The organism is Frigoribacterium sp. AP1, assembly GCF_056680555.1.
The window spans coordinates 2,217,711-2,237,562 of sequence record NZ_CM155288.1 but is presented as its reverse complement, the minus strand read 5'-3'; the positions used below and the strand labels follow the sequence as shown (position 1 = coordinate 2,237,562).

At 71.1% G+C, this 19,852-nt stretch carries 18 protein-coding genes and 1 tRNA gene; 4 read left to right on the top strand and 15 right to left on the bottom strand.

Annotation, left to right across the window (positions count from 1 at the left end; genetic code table 11):
* Nucleotides 1-9: 9 nt before the first annotated feature.
* On the bottom strand, nt 10-381 hold the full coding sequence (locus AC1MBW_RS10720) for a hypothetical protein (RefSeq protein ID WP_480024459.1): 372 nt from the start codon (nt 379-381) through the stop codon (nt 10-12).
* Nucleotides 378-1,268 carry a mycothiol conjugate amidase Mca gene (gene mca, locus AC1MBW_RS10715; RefSeq protein WP_480024458.1) on the bottom strand — a complete coding sequence of 297 codons (891 nt, stop codon included), beginning with the start codon at nt 1,266-1,268 and terminating at the stop codon, nt 378-380. Before mca ends, AC1MBW_RS10720 begins: the two co-directional genes overlap by 4 nt.
* A 69-nt stretch (nt 1,269-1,337) precedes the next feature.
* Here mca and AC1MBW_RS10710 point away from each other — a divergent pair, with 69 nt between their 5' ends.
* Both AC1MBW_RS10710 and greA read left to right on the top strand, forming a co-directional pair.
* Nucleotides 1,338-1,760, top strand: a complete 423-nt coding sequence (locus AC1MBW_RS10710; protein WP_054145156.1) for a DUF4307 domain-containing protein — start codon at nt 1,338-1,340, stop codon at nt 1,758-1,760.
* 142 nt (nt 1,761-1,902) lie between these two features.
* Nucleotides 1,903-2,394: a transcription elongation factor GreA gene (greA, locus tag AC1MBW_RS10705; protein ID WP_043597822.1), complete on the top strand. Its 492-nt coding sequence runs from the start codon at nt 1,903-1,905 to the stop codon at nt 2,392-2,394.
* Nucleotides 2,395-2,638: 244 nt separating this feature from the next.
* Here the strand turns inward: greA and ilvA are convergent, their stop codons facing one another.
* Nucleotides 2,639-3,877 carry a threonine ammonia-lyase gene (ilvA, locus tag AC1MBW_RS10700; RefSeq protein WP_054145158.1) on the bottom strand — a complete coding sequence of 413 codons (1,239 nt, stop codon included), beginning with the start codon at nt 3,875-3,877 and terminating at the stop codon, nt 2,639-2,641.
* The gene (locus tag AC1MBW_RS10695) at nt 3,870-5,051 is read right to left on the bottom strand and encodes an AI-2E family transporter (protein WP_480024457.1); all 1,182 of its coding nucleotides are present in this window, start codon (nt 5,049-5,051) and stop codon (nt 3,870-3,872) included. Before AC1MBW_RS10695 ends, ilvA begins: the two co-directional genes overlap by 8 nt.
* Before the next feature lie 130 nt (nt 5,052-5,181).
* Here AC1MBW_RS10695 and AC1MBW_RS10690 point away from each other — a divergent pair, with 130 nt between their 5' ends.
* Nucleotides 5,182-6,438 (top strand): winged helix-turn-helix domain-containing protein, encoded by a 1,257-nt coding sequence (locus AC1MBW_RS10690; RefSeq protein ID WP_480024456.1) that lies wholly within the window; start codon nt 5,182-5,184, stop codon nt 6,436-6,438.
* Here the strand turns inward: AC1MBW_RS10690 and AC1MBW_RS10685 are convergent.
* The gene (locus AC1MBW_RS10685; protein WP_480024455.1) at nt 6,435-7,340 is read right to left on the bottom strand and encodes a M48 family metalloprotease; all 906 of its coding nucleotides are present in this window, start codon (nt 7,338-7,340) and stop codon (nt 6,435-6,437) included. The genes AC1MBW_RS10690 and AC1MBW_RS10685 overlap by 4 nt on opposite strands.
* A gap of 25 nt (nt 7,341-7,365) precedes the next feature.
* Nucleotides 7,366-7,947, bottom strand: coding sequence for a LemA family protein (locus AC1MBW_RS10680; RefSeq protein WP_043597810.1), 582 nt, complete (start codon nt 7,945-7,947; stop codon nt 7,366-7,368).
* Between the two features lie 217 nt (nt 7,948-8,164).
* On the opposite strand from AC1MBW_RS10680, the gene AC1MBW_RS10675 reads away from it, so the two are divergent.
* Nucleotides 8,165-10,408: a hypothetical protein gene (locus tag AC1MBW_RS10675; RefSeq protein WP_480024454.1), complete on the top strand. Its 2,244-nt coding sequence runs from the start codon at nt 8,165-8,167 to the stop codon at nt 10,406-10,408.
* A 644-nt stretch (nt 10,409-11,052) separates the two neighbouring features.
* Here the strand turns inward: AC1MBW_RS10675 and AC1MBW_RS10670 are convergent.
* The 9 genes from AC1MBW_RS10670 to AC1MBW_RS10630 form a co-directional block, all read right to left on the bottom strand.
* A tRNA-Leu gene (locus AC1MBW_RS10670) sits at nt 11,053-11,126 on the bottom strand.
* 77 nt (nt 11,127-11,203) lie between these two features.
* Nucleotides 11,204-12,763, bottom strand: a complete 1,560-nt coding sequence (locus AC1MBW_RS10665) for an NAD(P)/FAD-dependent oxidoreductase (protein WP_480024453.1) — start codon at nt 12,761-12,763, stop codon at nt 11,204-11,206.
* Between the two features lie 39 nt (nt 12,764-12,802).
* On the bottom strand, nt 12,803-14,050 hold the full coding sequence (locus AC1MBW_RS10660; protein ID WP_480024452.1) for a S8 family serine peptidase: 1,248 nt from the start codon (nt 14,048-14,050) through the stop codon (nt 12,803-12,805).
* 5 nt (nt 14,051-14,055) lie between these two features.
* The gene (locus AC1MBW_RS10655) at nt 14,056-14,613 is read right to left on the bottom strand and encodes a DUF501 domain-containing protein (RefSeq protein ID WP_480024451.1); all 558 of its coding nucleotides are present in this window, start codon (nt 14,611-14,613) and stop codon (nt 14,056-14,058) included.
* The gene (locus AC1MBW_RS10650; RefSeq protein WP_054147180.1) at nt 14,610-15,167 is read right to left on the bottom strand and encodes an FtsB family cell division protein; all 558 of its coding nucleotides are present in this window, start codon (nt 15,165-15,167) and stop codon (nt 14,610-14,612) included. Before AC1MBW_RS10650 ends, AC1MBW_RS10655 begins: the two co-directional genes overlap by 4 nt.
* Nucleotides 15,168-15,252: 85 nt before the next feature.
* Complete coding sequence (eno, locus tag AC1MBW_RS10645; RefSeq protein WP_480024450.1) at nt 15,253-16,533, bottom strand: phosphopyruvate hydratase; 1,281 nt, start codon at nt 16,531-16,533, stop codon at nt 15,253-15,255.
* A 103-nt stretch (nt 16,534-16,636) separates the two neighbouring features.
* Nucleotides 16,637-17,878, bottom strand: coding sequence for a histidine--tRNA ligase (gene hisS / locus AC1MBW_RS10640; RefSeq protein ID WP_480024449.1), 1,242 nt, complete (start codon nt 17,876-17,878; stop codon nt 16,637-16,639).
* Between the two features lie 254 nt (nt 17,879-18,132).
* Nucleotides 18,133-18,714, bottom strand: coding sequence for a TetR/AcrR family transcriptional regulator (locus AC1MBW_RS10635; protein ID WP_054147183.1), 582 nt, complete (start codon nt 18,712-18,714; stop codon nt 18,133-18,135).
* Between the two features lie 307 nt (nt 18,715-19,021).
* The gene (locus AC1MBW_RS10630; protein ID WP_480024448.1) at nt 19,022-19,792 is read right to left on the bottom strand and encodes a MazG nucleotide pyrophosphohydrolase domain-containing protein; all 771 of its coding nucleotides are present in this window, start codon (nt 19,790-19,792) and stop codon (nt 19,022-19,024) included.
* Between the last annotated feature and the right edge of the window lie 60 nt (nt 19,793-19,852).

Below are 19,852 nucleotides of genomic sequence, written 5' to 3'. Positions count from 1 at the left end.
TCGCGTGGGTCACGAGTCGCCCTCGCGCCTCCTGCGGTCGTCGTCGTCGAGGTCGCCCTCGACGGGGCGAGCCCGCCGGTCGGCGTCTCCGGGCAGTTCTTCGTCGTCGAGCGCGGCAGCCGCCAGGGTCGCCTCGTCGCGCTCGGCCTGGATGCGCTCACGCACCTCGCCGCGGTAGCGGGTACGGCGGACCCGCCGGGTCATGTCGACGACGATCAGCACCGTCGCGATCGCGACGAACGCGATGGCGACGAAACCCCAGACGCCGGGCGTGACCGCCTCGTCGGGGATGGTCGACGGAGGCAGGGTCGGGTCGGGTGTCTGCGGCTGGGCGAGAAGACGGGTCGTGACCGTGAGCACCGAGTCGGAGAGCGCGCTCATCGCTGCACCCCGACGAGGCCGGTCTCGGGGTCGACGACGCCTGCGAACAGGTCGTCCTCGGGCAGGTCGGACTCGACGTTCGACTCGACGAGCTGGAAGTCCTCGGTGGGCCAAGCGGCGACCTGCAGGTCGTGAGGCCAGAAGAAGAACGCACTGTCGAGCGGCACCTGGCTGGCGTGCGACCGGAGGGCGGCGTCGCGCACGGGGAAGAAGTCGGAGACCGGCACGCGGGTCGTGGCCAGGTCGGGACGATCGCTGAAGCGGGCCAGCATCTCGGTCAGCGACTCGATGAGGGGCGACTCTGGGTCGCTCTCGCGCAGGTGCGTGATCATCGCACCGATGCGCCCGGCACTGAACATGCGGTCGTAGTAGACCTTGTCGATCTGCCAGGCGTCACCGGTGGCCGGGTAGCGCTCGGGGTCGGAGGCGTCACGGTAGGCGGCCATCGAGATCTCGTGCGTGCGGATGTGGTCGGGGTGCGGGTAGCCGCCGTTCTCGTCGTAGGTCACCAGCACCTGGGGCTTGAACCGGCGGATGATCGCGACGAGGGGCTCGGCGCTGATCTCGAGCGGGATGGTCGAGAACGAGTTCACCGCGACCGACTCGCCCTCGGCCGGAAGGCCCGAGTCGGCGTAGCCGAGCCACAGGTGGTCGATGCCCATGGCCGCCTGCGCGGCCGCCATCTCGTGCACGCGCAGGCCCGCGATGTCTCGTTCGGCGTGGGCGCGGGCCTCGAGCTGCTCGTTGAGGATCGACCCCTGCTCGCCGCCGGTGCAGCTGACGACCAGGACGTCGACGCCCAAGCTGCGGTAGTAGGCGTAGGTCGCCGAGCCCTTGCTGGACTCGTCGTCGGGGTGGGCGTGGACCGCCAGCAGGCGCAGGGTCAATTCTTCCTCGCAATGTATGTCGGGCAGACGTTGCTACCCTGAGGACAGCTTAATCGGACGGAGATCCGCGTGACGTCCACGCCCCGTGTCACCTCGCCCTCGTCGCGCCTCGACGCCCGGTACGGGCGTTCCCCGCGGGGTCGACGCCGCCGCCTGGTCGTGGGGCTCTCGGTGGCCGTCGCCTTCGTCGTGGTCTTCGCGGCCTGGGTCGTGTTCGCCGCGTTCGACGGCACCTCGTCCCAGCTCGAATCCGCCGACGTGGGTTACCAGGTGACCTCGGACCGGGCCGTCGAGGTTCAGTACACCGTCACCGCGGACACGGGCGAGGCGGTCGACTGTGCGGTCGAGGCCCAGAACAGCGGCTTCGCGGTCGTCGGCTGGAAGATCGTGCACCTGCCCGCCTCCGAGCAGCGCTCGGTGACCTACACGACCTCGCTGGCGACGTCGGAGCGGGCGGTCACGGGCTTGATCTACCGGTGCTGGCTTCCCTAGACTGCTCAGAATCGCACGACGAGACCGGCCACTCGGCCGGTCTCCTTTTTTCGGTGGGCGACCTCGCCCCGGCTCCCGGCACCGCGCCTCCTCGGCTCGATTCGCCCGACCGGGTTCGGCCGCCGCACGAAACGGAGACACCATGAGCACTGACAACGAGACCACCTGGCTCACGACGGACGCCCGCGACCGTCTGCAGGCCGAGCTCGACACCCTCAGCGGCGAGGGACGTCGTGAGATCGCGTCGCGCATCGAGGCCGCCCGCGAAGAAGGCGACCTGAAGGAGAACGGCGGCTACCACGCCGCGAAGGACGAGCAGGGCAAGATGGAGGCACGCATCCGCACGCTGATCAACCTGCTGAAGCACGCGACGGTGGGCGACTCGACGGCCGCCGACGGCATCGTCGGGCCGGGCACCGTCGTCACGGCCACGATCGCCGGCGACGAGAGCACGTTCCTGCTCGGCAACCGCGAGATCATCGCCGCCGGCAGCGACCTGTCGGTCTACAGCGAGACCAGCCCGCTCGGGCAGGCCATCAACGGCCTCAAGGTCGGCACGACGACCAGCTACACCGCCCCGAACGGCAAGGAGATCTCGGTCTCGATCACGAACGTCGAGACCTACCAGCCGTAGGTCGCCCGATTCGAAGGCCCCCGCTCGATCGGAGCGGGGGCCTTCGTCGTCCCGGGCCCGTGGCGAGGACTGCCGTCGCGGATGTCGGCAACTCCGGAGGACGACGTGCGGAACACCCGTCCCGCGCCCGCGGGGCGTCGTTCTCCTGAGTTGCCGACAGGGACACGAGCCCGCTATGAGGCCTGCGTCGCGTCATGAGGCGCGGGTCGCGCAGGAGGCACGGGTCGCGTCAGGGAGAGGCGGCTCAGAAGTCGACGTTGGGCTCGTACCCGGCGTCGCGAAGCCGCTGCAGCACCTCTTCGACATGGTCGGGGCCGCGCGTCTCGACGCTGAGTTCGAGCTCGACCTCGCTGATCTGGAGACCGCGACCGTGACGGGTGTGCAGCACCTCGACCACGTTGGCGTTGGCGTCGGACAGCACCTCGCTCACCCGGGTCAGCTGGCCGGGACGGTCGGGCATGCCGATGCGCAGCTTGACGTAACGGGCGGCGGCCGCGAGGCCTCGACCGATCACGCGCTCCATCATGAGCGGGTCGATGTTGCCGCCGCTGAGGATCACCACGGTCGTGCCGAGGTCGCGCACCTGCTCGGTGAGGATGGCTGCGATGCCCACGGCACCCGCGGCTTCGACGACGAGCTTCGCGCGCTCGAGCAGCACGAGCATCGCCCGGGCCGTGTCGTCGTCGCTGACCGTGACGATCTCGTCGACCGTGTCGCGGATGATCTCGAAGTTGAGCACCCCGGGCTTCGCGACGGCGATGCCGTCCGCGATCGTGGGCTGGGCGTCGATGTCGGTCCGCACGCCGAGCTTCATCGAGACGGCGTAGGGGGCGGCGTTGGCCGCCTGCACGCCGATGATCCGGACGTCACGCCCGGTGAGTGCCGCGCTCTGCTTCAAGGCGCTCGCCACGCCGGCCGCCAACCCGCCCCCGCCGACGGGCACGATCACGGTGTCGACGTCGGGCACCTGCTCGAGGATCTCGAGCCCCAGGGTGCCCTGGCCGGCGACGACGTCGGCATGGTCGAACGGTGGGATGAACACGGCGCCGGTCGTGTCGGAGAACTCTTGAGCGGCTCGGAGCGACTGCTCGACCGTGTGCCCCCGGAGGACGACGTCGGCCCCGTAGTGCCGGGTCGCCTGCAGCTTGGGCAGGGCCACGCCCACGGGCATGAAGATCGTGGCCGCGATGCCGAGCTCGCGGGCGGCCAGGGCGACACCCTGAGCGTGGTTGCCGGCCGAGGCTGCGACGACCCCGCGTGCCTTCTCGTCGTCGGTCAACTGGGTCAAGCGGTTGTAGGCGCCTCGGATCTTGTACGACCCGGTGCGCTGCAGGTTCTCGCACTTCAGGTGCACCCGCGAACCGAGGACGTCGGCGAGGTACTGCGAGGTCTCCATCGGGGTGACGCGGACGACCTGCGAGACGCGATCTCGTGCCTCCTCGATCTGGACGAGGGTGGGACCGGCCAGGGTGCGTTCAGACATCGGTGAGGCCTCCGGGCTGCGTGACGTCGTGTTCGACGGGTCGTGGCTGTTCTCGCCACGTGCCCCTCGCGACGTAGGTGATCATGACGTTCAGCACGGCCACGAACGGGACCGCGAAGAGGGCGCCGGGAATCCCGGCGACCAGGGTGCCGGCCGCGACGGCGAAGACGACGGCCAACGGGTGCACCTTGACGGCGCTGCCCATGACGAAGGGTTGCAGCAGGTGCCCCTCGATCTGCTGCACGAGGATGACCACGGCGAGCATGAGCAGGGCCACGACCCAGCCGTTGTAGACGAGCGCGACGACGACGGCGACCGCCCCGGTCGCGACGGCACCCACGACGGGCACGAACGAGCCGAGGAACACCGCGATCGCGATCGGCGCCACCAGGGGCAAGCCGAGGAAGAACGCCCCCAGACCGATGCCCACGGCGTCGACGAAGGCGACGAAGATCTGCACCTTGACGAAGTTCGTCAGCGTGAGCCACCCGGCACGCCCCGCCCCGTCGATCGCCGGACGCGAGACCCGGGGGAAGAGCCGGACGACCCATCGCCAGATCTCGGCCCCGCCGATGAGCAGGAAGATCGTCGCGAAGAGCCCGAGCACGAGCCCCGCACCCACGTGCCCCGCCGTCGACCCGACCGAGAGGGCACCCCGCACGAGCGGCTGGCTGTCTTGCTGGATCGCCGCGACGGCGTCGGACACGTACCCGTTGATCTGCGCCTCGGTCAGGTGCAACGGCGAGGTGAGCAGGAAGTCCTTGAGGTCGCCGTACGAGGCGACCGACCGATCACGCAACGAGGGCCAGCCGTCGACGATCTGGAGCACGACGAGCAGCAGGAGGCCGGAGACCGAGACGAAGAACCCGACCAGGACCGACACGACCGCCAGCCACTTGGGCCAGCCGTGCCGCTGCAACCACCCCGACAGCGGTACGAGCAGGGCGGAGATCAGCAGAGCCACCAGGAAGGGGATGACGATGACCCGCAGCTGGGTGACCAGCCAGACGAGGACGCCGGCCACCGCCACGAGCAGCAGGATGCGCCACGACCAGGCCCCGGCGATGACCATGCCCCGGGGCACGGACGGGTCGGCGACGGTGCCGGGCGTGCATCCGCCCACCGCGTCGCCCTGCGTCTCGTCGCCGCGCGTGGGGCGGTTCCGCCAGATCATCGCGTCAGTTTATGGCCCCGCGAGGCCGGTCATCCACCCGTCCACATGCCGTCGGCGGCATGTGCCGTCCGGGACGAGACGACACGGGGAGGCGCGGCGCCTGTCGGTGGCCGTCGCTACAGTCGTCCGCGTGCCCCGTCAGCAGCTCTCCCCCACCCAGGCCCGACGCGTGGCCTTGGCGGCCCAGGGCTTCGGCGGCAACGTCGACGGCCCCGTGCGCCCGGGGACGCGTCAGCTGAACGGCCTCGTCGACCGCCTCGGCCTGCTGCAGATCGATTCGGTGAACGTGTTCGAGCGTAGTCATTACCTGCCCGCGTTCGCCCGCCTCGGCTCCTACGACCGGGCGACCCTCGACCGCCTCACCTTCGCTCCCCGTGGACGGTACGTCGAGTACTGGGCCCACGAGGCGGCCATCGTCCCGGTCACCACATGGCCCTTGCTGCGGTGGCGGATGCGCGACTACGAGGTCAAGTGGCGGGGCGACGCCTCGTCGTGGTTGTCGACGAGCCCTCGGATGGAGCGCTGGCTGCTCGACGAGATCCGTGACAAGGGCCCGCTGCCCGCCAGCCTGGTCGAGGCCGACGCCGCCGTCTTCCCGCAGCCCGACCGGACGGGCCCGTGGTGGGGGTGGGGGGACGTCAAACGCGGCCTCGAGTCGTTGTTCCGCACCGGCGCCCTGGTCAGCGCCGGGCGTCGGCGGTTCGAGCGCGTCTACGCCCTGCCCGAACAGGTGCTCCCGGCCGAGGTGCTGGCCGTGGACGTCGACCGCCACGAGGCCCACCGCCGCCTCGTCGCCCACGCAGCCCGCGCCTCCGGGGTGGCGACTGCCTCCGACCTCGCCGACTACTTCCGGCTCAAGGCCGCGGACGTCGCGCCTGCCCTGCGCGAACTGCACGACGAAGGAGTCGTCGAGCCCGTGGTCGTGCCGGGCTGGGGTGCGACCGCGTGGCTGCATCGAGACGCCCGCGTACCCCGCCGACTCGAGGCCGACGCCGTGCTGTCACCGTTCGACCCCGTGGTGTGGCACCGGCCCCGTGCCGAACGGCTCTTCGACTTCCACTACCGGATCGAGATCTACACCCCCCGCGAGAAGCGAGTGCACGGCTACTACGTGCTGCCCGTCCTGCAGGACGACCAGCTCGTGGGGCGGGTCGACCTGAAGAGCGATCGTCAGGCGGGCGTCCTGCGCCTGCAGTCGGCATGGCGCGAGCGCGACCTCCCGATCGACGTCGAACGGCTCGCGACGACGCTGCGCCGAGCGGCGGCCTGGCAAGGCTTGGACCGGGTCGAGGTCGCCGACAGAGGGGACCTGGCAGGTGCGCTCCGAGCGACCCTGGCGGGCCGTGCCGATTCCGACGCCGACGTGGCGGTCGGCCACCTCGACTAGAAGGTGCCGGCGTTCTGCCGCAACCGCTGGATGCGGTCGGCGAGCGGTGGGTGGGTGCTGAAGAGCCGGTCCATCACGCCGGGCTTCATCGGATCGCTGATCCAGAGGTGCGACATCGAGGTGTTCTGCTGCTGCATGGGCCGACCGTGGGCACCAAGCTTCTCGAGGGCTCGGGCGAGACCCTCGGGGTACCGCGTCGTCAACGCCCCGGTGGCGTCGGCCAGGTACTCGCGCTGACGCGAGACGGCTGCCTGGACGCCTGCCGCGGCGAGCGGGGCGATGATCATGGCCACCAGACCGAGCACGAGGAAGACGGGGTTCCCGCCGCCACCGCCGTTGTTGTTGGAGTTGCGGTTCCCCCCGGACAACGCGCTGAAGAACGACATGCGCAACAGGATGTCGGCGAGGAAACCCACGGCCACGACGAGGCCGAACACCATGGTCGACACCCGGATGTCGTAGTTCTTGACATGGCCGAGCTCGTGAGCCATGACACCCTGCAGCTCGGCGTCGTCCATGATCTCGAGCAAGCCCGTCGTGGCGGCGACGACCGCGTGGTCGGGGTCGCGTCCCGTGGCGAAGGCGTTGGGGGCCGGATCGACCACCACGTAGACCTTGGGCATCGGCATGCCCATCGTGATGCTGAGGTTCTCGACCGTGCGGTACAGGCGCGGAGCCGTCACGCCGTCGACCTGCTGGGCGTTGCTCATCGAGAGCGCCTGCCCGCTGGCGGCGAAGTACTGGATCAGCGCGTAGACCGCGGCACCGCCGAGCACGAGGAAGCCGATCGACCCGTTGTTCCAGATGGCGCTCGCGGCGAACCCCAGCGCTCCGACGATCACGAGGAAGATCAGGACGATGAAGACGGTGTTGCGCTTGTTGCGCGAGATCGCGGAGTACATGGTGTCGAGAGCGACTCGGCCTGCGTCAGAACTGGACGCGCGGCGGCTCGGCGATCGCCGACGGTTCGGAGACCTCGAAGAAGTCCCGCTCGCTGAAGCCGAGGCGCTTCGCGAAGAGCGAGTTGGGGAAGACCCGGTTCTTGGTGTTGAACTCACGCACGCCGCCGTTGTAGAAGCGGCGGGCGGCCTGGATCTTGTCCTCGGTGTCGACCAGCTCGGACTGCAACTGGAGGAAGTTCTGGCTCGCCTGGAGCTGTGGGTAGGCCTCGGCCACGGCGAAGATGCTCTTCAGGGCGGTCTGCATGTGCCCCTCGGCAGCCGAGGCTTCGGCCGGTGTGCCGGCCCCGATGGTCTCGGCACGCGCCGCCGTGACGTTCTGGAACACCGACGACTCGTGCGAGGCGTATCCCTTGACCGCCTCGATGATGTTGGGGATCAGGTCGGCCCGGCGTTTGAGCTGGATCGTGATGTCGCTCCACGCCTCGTCGACGCGCACCTTGAGGGTCACCAACGAGTTGTAGGTGGCCCAGAGGTAGATGCCGATGATGACCGCGAGCAGGACGATGATGCCTGCTGCTACCAGGATGCCGATCGTGGCCGGTTGCATGACGTGTCACTCCTAGGTGGTGGACCGATGACGGCGGGCGCCGGATGGTCGCCCGCGACCTGGGTCGGGTCGTCGGGAGCCCGTTGGACACTATAAATGCGCTGCATGTGGGCTCCCTGCCCGTCGAGAGATCTCGGAGCAGACTCCCGACGAGCGCTCGTCCGGCCATCTCCCCCGCGCAACGGATTGACTTGTACCCCGAGAACGTGCTGAATGGGTGACAGTGTTCGAGTCGCCGACCCTGCATCCGACGCGTCCGTCGACTTCCGTCGACGGACGGCTCCTGGTCGTGCCGCGACGCGGGCGGCGCATCGTGTCGACCCTCGCGGCGGTCGCGCTCGGTCTCGCGCTCGCCCTGTCGGTCGGTGTCGGCGCCCACGCCGCGGGCAGCCCTTCGGGCACGCCCACACCCGTCCCGTCGACCGGCCAGCCCGGTCCCGATCCGGTCGCACCGACCATCCGCGACGTCGGCGACCACGACGTGAACGCCGTCGTGGTCGGCGGCACGGGCACGTCCGGGGCCACCGTGAGGGTGCTCGACCCCCGCGTCCCCAGTCGGGCCCTCTGCGAGGTCTCCCTGCCCACCGGAGGCACGACCAGCGTTCCCTGGTCGTGCTCGGTGACACTCGAGGACGGCGCCGACCAGACCCTCACGGTCCGCGACGTCACGAACTCGGCCGTGGTCGGCGACGCGATCAGCGCTCCGTTCTCGGTGCTCGGCCCGCCGACGGTCCAGGGCGGACCCGCCATCGGCGGCAAGGTCACGGGCACCGCCTTCGCGGGTGCGCGCGTGACCGTCGACGGAGGCGCGGCGCCGGTCTCGGCGACGGCCGACGCCTCCGGGGCATGGTCGGCCGTGCTCCCCTCCACGACCTGGCCGACCGGCAGGTACACGGTCACGGCGTCACAGTCCTCGGGCTCCGTTCCCGCCGTGCCCCGGTCGGCGACCTCGACCGGCGTGACCGTCACGATCGACCGCGACGCGCCCGCCGCACCCGTCGTCACCGCGCCCCGCGCCGGCGAACGAGTGACCACGCAGCCGCTCACGTTCTCGGGAACGGGAGAAGACGGTGCGACCGTGACCGCCTACGTCGACAGCACCCCCGTCTGCCAGGCCACGGTCGCCGGTGAATCGTGGCGCTGCACGTCGTCCGACGCGGCGCTCCCCGACGGGGAGCACGGGGTCCAGGCCGCGCAGATCGACGCGGCGGTGAACGTCGGGCCGCCCAGCGCGGGCATCTCGATCACGGTGGCGTCGTCGACCGCGCGACCCGCGCCTCCTTCGTCCTCGGCCGCCCCGGCACCGACACCGGGGCCCGGTGCGTCGGGTGGTCCGGCCGGCCCGACCGAGCCGTCTCCCGGGACGCCCGGGGGGCCGGTTCCCGGAGACGGCTCCGGCGGCACCTCGGGCGACGACGGCGGGGGCCTGCCCGAGGCGACCACGCCGACGACCGGCTCCTGGGCGGCGGCGACGACCTTCGGCCGCGACCTGCCCTCCCTCGGCCAGACGATGACCGGCACGGGATGGCTGCTCGCCCTGGGCCTCGCGGCAGCGTTCGTCCTGCTCGTCGTCGCGCCGGCACGCCTGCTGGCGACGGCGCTGCGAGGTCGGCTGGCGCCTCGTGGCCTGCGGCTCACGGGCCGGAACCGTCGCCGGGAACTCCCCACCTCTTTCTCGACCGCCACGCTCGACCCCCGCCTCGCCGCCGGGCTGACCGTCGCCGCCGGGGCCGCCGTGGTCGGTCTGGCAGCCGGCCTCGACGACGAGGTCCGCTACGCGCGTCTGTTCGCCGGGATCGTGATCGGGGTCGCCCTGATCAACCTGCTCGCCGTCGTCGTCCCCACCCGGCTGATGGGGCGCTCCCGGGAGCGCGAGGCGCGCGTCCGCATGTCACCGCGCCTCCTTCTCGTCGCCGTCGTCGCGTGTGCGATCACACGGCTGCTCGGCCTCGACCCGCCCCTCGTGCTCGGGGTGGTGCTCGTCGGCAGCCTCGCCGCGGCGCCCCGGTCGGTGGCGCCCCTGTCCTGTGCGCGCCACGGCCGGACCGACGCGGTGGACGATCGCGAGGCCGGGCTGCTGGCGCTCGTCCAGGTCGTCGCCCTGGTGGCCGTGTCGGCCGTGGCCTGGGCCATCCACGGGGCCCTGCCCGCCACCGGAGGGTTCGTCATCGAGCTGGCCCTCGAGACGAGCGCGACGGTCTGCCTGACCGGGCTCGGGTCACTCGTGCTCGCACTCGTGCCGGTGGGCTCGCTACCGGGTCGTCGGATCTGGGCCTGGTCTCGCTCGCTGCACGTGGGGCTCACCGTGGTCGGCGTGGCCGCAGCGGCCGCCGTGCTGACAGGCGGGCCTTCGTCGTTCCCGGTCGGAGGGGCGGTCGTGGCTGCCGCCGTGACGGCAGGCCTCTGCGTCGCGGTCTGGCTCTGGACGTCGTTCGTCGAGGTCAGCACCGACGACGCCTGACCCGGCGCGCGCCCCTGCCGTCGGCCGCGCCGACTGCGGACCCGCCTGGCCGCCAGCCCGGTGACGACGGTCCCGCCGACTGCGGTCCGGCGTCCCGCCGCGCCGCGCAACCTGCGACCCTCGTCGTCGGCAACTCAGGAAATCGACGCACGAACGCGCTCGCCGGGCCCGCGAATGCGCCGATCTGCTGAGTTGCCGACAACGCGCAGGCGGGGCGGGACGAGGCGGGGCGGGGCGGGGCGCGGCGCGGCGCGGCGCGGCGGGGCGGGGCGGAACGCGGCGGGGCGGACGCCGAGGCGGAGTGGCCTCCGGACCAGCCCCCGCCCCCAGACGGCAACTCAGCAGAACGACACCGCAGCGGGCGCTGCGCGCCCCCGAGCACGCCGATCTCCTGAGTTGCCGACGCCCGCGACGGCCCTGGCGAGGCACGGGGCTCGACGGGCCGGGCCGGGCCGGGCCGGCGGTTGGTACGCGGCGGGCGGGCGGGCGACAGGCGCAGCCGCGATCAGGAGGCGCGGGCGAGGTCGACGACACGAGGCTGCGTTCAGCACGTGGTCTCAGGCGCGGGCGGGCCCGTCCGGCGTCGGGGCAGGTGCCCCCGGGCCGACACGGGACAGGTGCACCCGTGCCGGACGGGTGGCAGGTGCCCCCGCAGGGACTCGAACCCTGACTGAAGCGATTTTAAGTCGCCTGCCTCTGCCGATTGGGCTACGGGGGCCCGTACGACCAGCCTACGAGACGCAGACGCCCGCCACGCTGCAGGCAGCGGGCGGGCGTCTCGAACGAGCTCGAGGGTCATTCGGAGGCTGGTGCCCCGTCGGTTGTCGCGGTCTCGCCGGCGGCCGTCTTCTTGGCGGCCGGCTTGCGAGCGGGAGCCTTGCGAGGGGCCTTCGCGGCGGCCTCGCCCCCTTCGGCCGTGCCCTTCTTCGCCGTGCCGTCGTCTTCGACCGGGTTCGCATAGGCGGGTCCGGCCTCGCCGGCGGGTTGGCCGGCACCGACGGATGCCGGAGCGGCCGCCTCGACGGGCGTCTCGACGGCCGGCTTGGGACGCGAGGCGAACTCCTCGAAGGCCGCCCGGGGACGCTCACGGTTGTCGAGCGAGACGATGTCGCGCCCCAACCAGAAGTTGTTCCACCAGCCACCCACGACGCGGAACTTGCGCTCGAACGAGGGCATGGCCATGCCGTGGTACCCACGGTGGGCGGCCCAGGCCGGGAATCCCTTCATGGCGAACTTGCCGCTCTGGAAGACTCCGACGTTCAGACCGAGGCCGGCCACGGCACCGAGGTTCTCGTGCTTGTAGTCGACGAGCCCCTCGCCGCGGAGCGACGCGACGATGTTCTTCGCGAGGCGCTTGCCCATCCGGACGGCGTGCTGGGCGTTCGGTACGCAGAACCCGCCCACGCCCTTCCCGGTGAGGTCGGGGGTGGCGGCGACGTCGCCACAGGCCCAGGCGTCAGGGACGACGGTCTCGCCGTCGACGATGCGCAGGTCGGCCTTGACGGTGATGCGTCCGCGCTGCTCGAGCGGGAAGTCGGTGCCGCGGACCATCGGGTTGGCCATGACGCCGGCCGTCCAGACGATGAGGTCGGACTCGAACGACTCACCGGTGGAGAGTTCGATCTTGCCGCCGACCGCCGACTGCAGCTGCGTGTCGAGGTGGACCGTGGCGGCGCGTTCGGCGAGGTTCTTCAGCACCCAGTGGCTGGTCTCGAGCGAGACCTCGGGCATGATGCGGCCCATGGCCTCGACGAGGTGGAAGTGCGTGTCGTCGATGGTGAGGTCGGGGTAGTTCTTGAGCAGGTCGCTGGCGAAGCTGCGCAGTTCGGCGAAGACCTCGATGCCGGCGAAGCCACCGCCGACGACGACGACCGTGAGCAGTCGGTCGCGCTCGGGACCGGCCGGCAGGTTCGCCGCCTTCTGGAAGTTCGTGAGCACCTTGTCGCGGATCGCGGCGGCCTCTTCGATGGTCTTGAGGCCGATGGCCTCGTCGGCGACGCCCGGGATCGGGAAGGTGCGGGACACGGCACCGGCCGTCATGACGATCTGGTCGTACTGCATCGTCCAGGCGTCGCCCACCTCGGGTGTGATGGTGGCGGTCCTGGAAGCGTGGTCCACGCCGGTGACCTTGGCCGTGACGACGTTCGTCTTCTTGAGGTGGCGTCGGAGGGCGACGACCGCGTGGCGCGGCTCGATCGACCCGGCGGCCACCTCGGGCAGGAACGGCTGGTACGTCATGTAGGGCAGCGGGTCGACGATCGTGACCTCGGCCTCACCCGCGCGCAGCCACTTCTCGAGCTTCCAGGCGGTGTAGAAACCGGCGTAGCCGCCGCCGACGATCAGGATTTTGGGCACGGCGAATGTCTCCTTGAGGTGGGGGTGTCGCAGACGACCTTACCCCGACCGCCGCGCACGCCTGAACTGGCGGACCGCGCCGACGGCGACGAGAACGGCCGCTCCGCCGAAGACCGTGAAGACGATCAAGGGGATGCCCGTGGACCTCATGGTCTCGACGGTGGGCAGCAGGACCGCCAACGGCTGGCCAGGATCGGTCACCGGCGTCGGCACGGGCGCCTCGACGGCCGGGTTCGTCGCCTGCGCCGACGGCGCCGGCACGTCCGCCCGCCGGTGCACGCGGATCCACTCGGCCAGGTCACCCATCGGGTTCTCGGCGACCGTCGGCACCGAGGCGGTGACGGCCGCCGCGGCGTCGACGAGCCCGTAGCCGTACAGGGGGTCGGGCGTCGTGGTGCCCTTCGGGGTGGCCGTCGCCACGACACGGTTGATGACGTCGTCTGCGTCGAGCTCGGGGTGGGCACTGCGCACGAGGGCGACGATGCCCGCGACGAGGGGTGTGGCCCCGCTCGTGCCGCTCCAGCTGTAGTGGACGTCGCCGGGACCGACACCCACCAGGTCTTCGCTGGGGGCGGCCACGCCGATCGTGATGCCCTGACTCGACGCGTCGAAGCTCGCCGTTCCTTGCCGGTCCACCCCGGCGACGGTCAGGACGCCCGGCATCGTCGCCGGCGCACCCACCTCGGTCGTCCCGCTGCCGCGGTTGCCGGCCGCCGCGACGACGACGACGTCGTGCTGCATGGCGTAGAGGAAAGCGTCATCCCAGCTGGTCGGCCAGTCGAGCGTGTTGCGGGTCAGGGACATGTTGATGACGTCCGCCCCGGCGTCGACCGCCCAGCGCACGGCTCGCGCGATCTGGTCGTCGGAGTCCACGGCCGTCGATCCGAAGCCCACCGACACCGAGAGCAGGTCGGCTTCGGGCGCGACACCGATCACGCCGTCGTCGGATCCGGTGCCGCGGCCCGCGACCATCGATCCGACCAGCGTGCCGTGGTTGGGGTCCTCGCCGACCGGCGTCTGGCCGTCGGGCGAGCCGAGCCCCGAGACGTCGGTGCCGCCGACGACGGCGCCCTGGAGTTCACGCACCGACGAGTCGACGCCGGTGTCGATCACGGCCACGGTCGTCCCCGCACCACGTGTCGTCTGCCAGGCCCTCTGGATGCCGTAGTCGGCGAGCCAGTACTCGGCGTCGCGCACCTGATCGGCCGACGCGGCCGATGCCGGCACGACGGCGGCGACCAGGGCCCCCAGCACGATCGCCACCACGAACCCCCCGGATCGGCGCACGCGCGTCAGGCTCCCCCGCCGATCGCGGGCGCGGCGACGGACGGCTCGTCGTCGGCCAGGAAGTCGGGGCACCGGCACACGTCGGGACTCCACGACGCCCGCTCGAGGGCGAGGTCGCCGAACGGGTTGACGCCCGGCCCGGCGGCCAGCGAGTGTCCGACGAGGGCGTGCAGGCACTTGATCCGCTCGGGCATGCCGCCCGCCGTGACGTGGTCGATCTCGTCGACGTGCTCGATGCCCTCGCGGTCGGCCAGGTAGGCCTCGTGCGCGGCCTGGTAGCGGCCTCGCAACTCGGGGTCGGACTCGAGGAGGTCGGTGAACTCGGCCATCACCCCGGTGGCCTCGAGGGTCGACACGGCGGCCGTGGCGCCGGGGTGGCACAGGTAGTAGAGCGTCGGGAAGGGCGTGCCGTCGGTCAGACGCGGTCTCGTCGCCACGACGGTGGGTGCACCGCAGACGCAGCGCGCGGCGATGCCGATCACGTCGCGCGCGGGGCGCCCGAGCTGGGCCGTCACGACACGGACGTCGTGATCGGTCACGGGGTCGAAGGGGGGCGTGGTCACGGCGTGCCACCTGTCTGCTCGGAGGTCGGGGCGGGCACCTGGCTGCCGCTGATGTCGGGCGCGACGAGTTCGGTCGCGGGTTCGTCGCTGAGGCCGGCGTCGAGCACCGAGGCCGTCATGGCCGCCACCCAGTCGACCTGGGGCGTCTGCAACGAGTCGCTGATCGTCGTGCCGGTGCCCGGAGCCGTGCCGGGGGTCTGAGCCGCGTCGTCACCCATCACGAGGTAGCTGTACTCGCCCGGGTAGACGTAGAGCAGGCGGTCACGCGCCTGCGCCTCGATGTAGGCCGGATCACTCCACCGCGCGACGTCCCCTTTCAACTCGTCGACGGACTGCTCTTGCTGCCGGACGTCGTCCTGCAGGGCGGCGATCTGCTGCTGCTGCTGGATCAGGGTGCGCAACGAGGGGGCGAGGATGACGACGAACATGACGAGGATGACCAGCATGAGCACACTGAATCCCGAGAACCGGATGGAGCGCAGCCAATGGCCCGTCGGCGTCTCGCCGGTCGGCAGGGTCACCGGCACACGGCGGTTCGCGGTCTCACGGGGCATGCGACGAGCCTAAACGACGTCTCTGGGGAACGACGGAGGCCCGCCCCGCGCGAGCAGGACGGGCCCCGAGGAGGCGCGGGTCGCGTCAGGCGGAGAAGCGCAGGAAAGCGCTGTACCCGGCGTAGACCGCGGCGTCGCCGAGCTCTTCCTCGATGCGGAGGAGCTGGTTGTACTTCGCGACGCGCTCGCTGCGGGCGGGGGCGCCGGTCTTGATCTGGCCCGCGTCGGTCGCGACGGCGAGGTCGGCGATCGTGGTGTCCTCGGTCTCACCCGAACGGTGCGAGAGGACCGTCGTGTAGCCGCTGCGCTGGGCGAGCGCCACGGCGTCGAGCGATTCGGTCAGCGTGCCGATCTGGTTGACCTTGACGAGGATCGAGTTGGCGGCGCCGGCCTTGATGCCCTTGGCCAGGCGCTCGGGGTTGGTGACGAACAGGTCGTCGCCGACGATCTGGGTCTTCGAGCCGATCTCGCTCGTGAGGTGGGCCCAGCCCTCCCAGTCGTCTTCGTCGAGCGGGTCCTCGATGGTGACGAGGGGGTACGACGCGACGAGGTCGGCGTAGTAGTTCGCGAGGAAGGCCGAGTCGCGCTTCTCACCCTCGAAGGTGTAGCTGCCGTCGGCGTAGAACTCGCTCGAGGCCACGTCGAGGCCCAGGGCGAGGTCCTTGCCCGGGGTGAAGCCGGCCTTGGTGATCGCCTCGACGAGCAGGTCGAGCGCGGCGCGGTTGCTGTCGAGGTTCGGCGCGAAGCCGCCCTCGTCGCCCAGGCCGGTCGAGAGGCCCTTGGCCTTGAGCTCGCTCTTGAGGGCGTGGTAGGTCTCGGCGCCCCACTGCAGCGCCTCGGCGAACGAGGACGCGCCGACCGGCAGGATCATGAACTCCTGGATGTCGACGTTGCTGTCGGCGTGCGAACCACCGTTGATCACGTTGAGCATGGGGACGGGCAGGGTGTGCGCGTTCGGCCCACCGAGGTAGCGGAACAGGGGCAGGTCGGCCGAGTCGGCCGCCGCGCGGGCCACGGCCAGCGAGACGCCGAGGATGGCGTTCGCGCCGAGACGCTTCTTGTTGTCGGTGCCGTCGAGCTCGATCATGGCCTGGTCGATCAGGCGCTGGTCGGTGGCGTCGAGACCTTCGACCTCGGGGCCGATCTCGTCGATGACGGCGGCGACGGCCTTGAGCACGCCCTTGCCGAGGTAACGGCTCGTGTCGCCGTCACGCAGCTCGTAGGCCTCGAAGGCCCCGGTCGATGCACCCGAGGGGACGGCCGCACGCGACACCGTGCCGTCCTCGAGCAGGACCTCGACCTCGACGGTGGGGTTGCCCCGCGAGTCGAGGATTTCGCGGGCGCCTACGGCGTCGATTGCTGCCACTGGAGAGCTCCTTAGTAGTCGTTCGTCTGGGGACGCGAGGTCCGTGGCCCAGCTTAGCCGCGCCTCCTGCCGTGGTTCGTGGCGAGGAGCCGTGGGGAGGCGGTCAGCCGATCGTGCGGACCTCGAGGTCGGCGACCGACTCGCCCCCGCGCACGGTCACGAACCGGCCGAACCCCGCCGCCGCCAGACCGTCGAGCTGGTTGGTGAAGTTCTTGGCCTTCTTCTCGAGGCGCACGCGTCGCTCGCCGCCCGCCAGCAGCGCCCGCTGCAGGGCGAGCAACTCGACCGGTTCGACCTTCTTGTCGTAGACCAGCGCGAGACCCTCGTCGTCGCCGGCCTCGAGGGTCACCAGGTCGACGAGGCGTTCGAACCCCAGCGAGAAACCTGCCGCGGGCACGTCGCTGCCGAGGAAGCGGCCGATCATGCCGTCGTATCGACCCCCGCCGCCGAGCGAGTAGGGCACGTCGGGGTGGGCGATCTCGAAGATCGTGCCCGTGTAGTACCCCATGCCGCGGACCAGGGTCGGATCGAACTCGAGGGTCGATCCCGGCAACGCCTCACGCAGCGCGACCAGGTCGGCGAACGCCGCCCGGTCGAGCCACGGAGCGTCGTCGGCCTCACCGGTGGCCCAGGAAGCGTCGGCGAGCTGGGTGAGCGCCTCGCCGAGACCGGGAGTGGTGACGCCGAGGTCGTCGAGTTCGGCCACGACGCCGTCGACGCCGATCTTGTCGAGCTTGTCGACGACGATCAGCGCCTGGTCGGTGAGCGCCTCGGGCACCTCCCAGTGCGCGAGCATCGCCAGCAGGATGCGGCGGTCGTTCACGCGGATGGTCGTCCCGGTGAGACCGAGGGCGTCGAGCACGGCGGTGGTGGCCTGGATCAGTTCGATCTCGGCCAGGGGCCCGGCCTCGCCCAGGACGTCGATGTCGCACTGGACGAATTGCCGGTAGCGCCCCTTCTGCGGACGCTCGGCCCGCCACACCGGGGCGATCTGCACGGAGCGGAAGACCGTCGGCAGCTCGGCTCGGTGCGACGCGTAGAAGCGTGCGAGCGGCACCGTGAGGTCGAAACGGAGCCCCAGATCGGCGAGTCCGAGCACGCTCTCGGCCGACCGCAGGTCGTCGAGGTCGAGGCCCCGCCTGAGAACGGCGAAGACCTGCTTCTCGTTGTCGCCCCCCAGACCCGAATGGAGGCGCGAACTCTCTTCGACGACGGGCGTCTCGATCTCGTCGAAGCCGTAGGAGCGGTACACGCCCCGGATGACCGAGAGGACGCCCTCACGGCGCCTCTTGTCGGCGGGCAGGTGGTCGCGCATGCCGCGCGGCGGGTTGACGGGGGTCGGCATGAGGACATCCTCCCAGAGACACCGAGCCCTCGACGTCAGAGGCGACTTGCAGGCATGTCACATTCTACGTTATGGTTCATTCGGGTGGTCGGCACGAATCGGGTTGCGTGTCGGTCACACCTCGAGGCCCTCCCTTCCCTGCGGTGAGGGCCCGGGCCGGGTCGGGCGCCATGCGCTCGGCCCGGCTCCGATCCACCGGACACCCCGCCGAGACCATCAGGCCCCCGCCCTCCCGAAACCTGCGCCAGGCAGGGTCAGCGCCGAGGGACGCGCGAGACCAAGATCTCGACCGCCTGCTTGTACGCCGCGGAGGCTCGACGCCCGTCACCCGAGACGATGGCGTCGTACTGCAGGCCGAAGAGCGCATCGACGAAGACCCGCGCCGCGACCTTGGCCTCGGCCGTCGCGACCCCGTTCGCCGAGAGCCAGTCGGCGACGTGGTCGACCCACCGACCGACCGCCCCGCGGGCGGTGCCGTCGGCCTCGCCCGCCACGGTCTCGAGCAGGGCCGCCTCGAGCTCGAGGCGATGCAGGTCGCGTCCCCGCTCGGTGGAGACGTCGTGCCAGACCTTCGCCAGGTGCTTGCCGAACGCCTCACGGTCGAGCTCGGAGACCGCGACCGCGAGCAGTGCATCGTTGCGGGCGACGACGGCACGGACGATCTCGGCGACGAGCTCCGCCCGGTTGCCGAAGTGGTAGACGAAGACGTACGTGCTGACCCCGAGGGCCTCGGCCAGGGTGCGGAAGGACACGGTGGCGAGGGAGCGACCTCGAAGGTGCTCGAGGATCTGACCGAGGAGTTCGGGCTTGCGGGTGGGGTCAGGCTTGCGAGGCATGGTGCCGCTCCTTCGTGCCGACGAGTCGTACTCGCCCTGCGCGGTCGCCGTCGTCGTAGTGGACCATAACAGACGTCTGTCGTGGCCGACCGGTCGGTCGACCGACGGCCTCACCACCCTTCCGCGGACCCGAACCCGGACGACGTGCGGACCGACATGTCGGCTTTTGACATGTCAGCACTCATCCTCTACATTGAGGACACCACTCGGTCTTCGTCGGGTCGCTGCCCCTCGGGCCGATCCGCTGGTGGACGAGCGCCGGCCGCGCCGCTCATTCGGGTTGAGCAGGCGACGCCGAGGTGCCCCCTCATTCGGGTTGAGGGGGCACCTGCTCGACCGGGGCGTCCTCAGACGCCCCCCGTTCGGACGATCCGTTCTCTGCCGGGCCCACTTCGGCCGGGCCCACTTCGGCCGGTCCCGCCTGGGCCGGTCCTGCCTCATCTCGTCGAAGCAGCGTCTCGCGTTCGCGCACGGCCGCCCGAAGGGCACGCTCGGCGTCGATGCCGCGATCGGTGGCTTCGTCGACCCGTGCCAGCAGCGCCCTGCCCCAGGCGAGCTCGCTCGACCCGGCTCGGGCGACGGAGTCCTCCGTGCCCGACGTCGAGGTCGGCGCAGGAAGCGGCGTGGGCCGTGCCACGCCCGCGGAAGCCCGACGCGCGTCGAGCTTCTGCGCCCGGGCGAGAGCCGGCTGCCCGACCGGGACGCCGTCGTAGGCACTCGTCCGCTGCGACTTCTCGACGGCCTTCGCCGCCGACCAGAGACGGACGATGTCGTCGACGCCGTCGGCCCGGTCGGCCCCGAACACGTGGGGATGACGCCGCACGGTCTTCTCGGCGACGTCGCCGACGACGTCGGCGAGCTCGAACGACCCCGAGGAGGCGCGCGCAGCCAGAGCGCTGTGCAAGACCACCTGGTAGAGCACGTCCCCGAGCTCTTCCCGGAGGTCGTCCACGGTGCCGTCCTCGATCGCCTCGACGAGTTCGTAGGTCTCTTCGACGAGGTAGGTCACGAGGGATCGAGGGGTCTGCGCCCTGTTCCAGGCGCACCCGCCCTCGTCGGCGAGGAGGGCGTCGACCACGCCGGCGAGCTCGTCGAGCCGGGCACCTGCCCCAGACCCGAGGCCGCCCCGCGCCTCCTC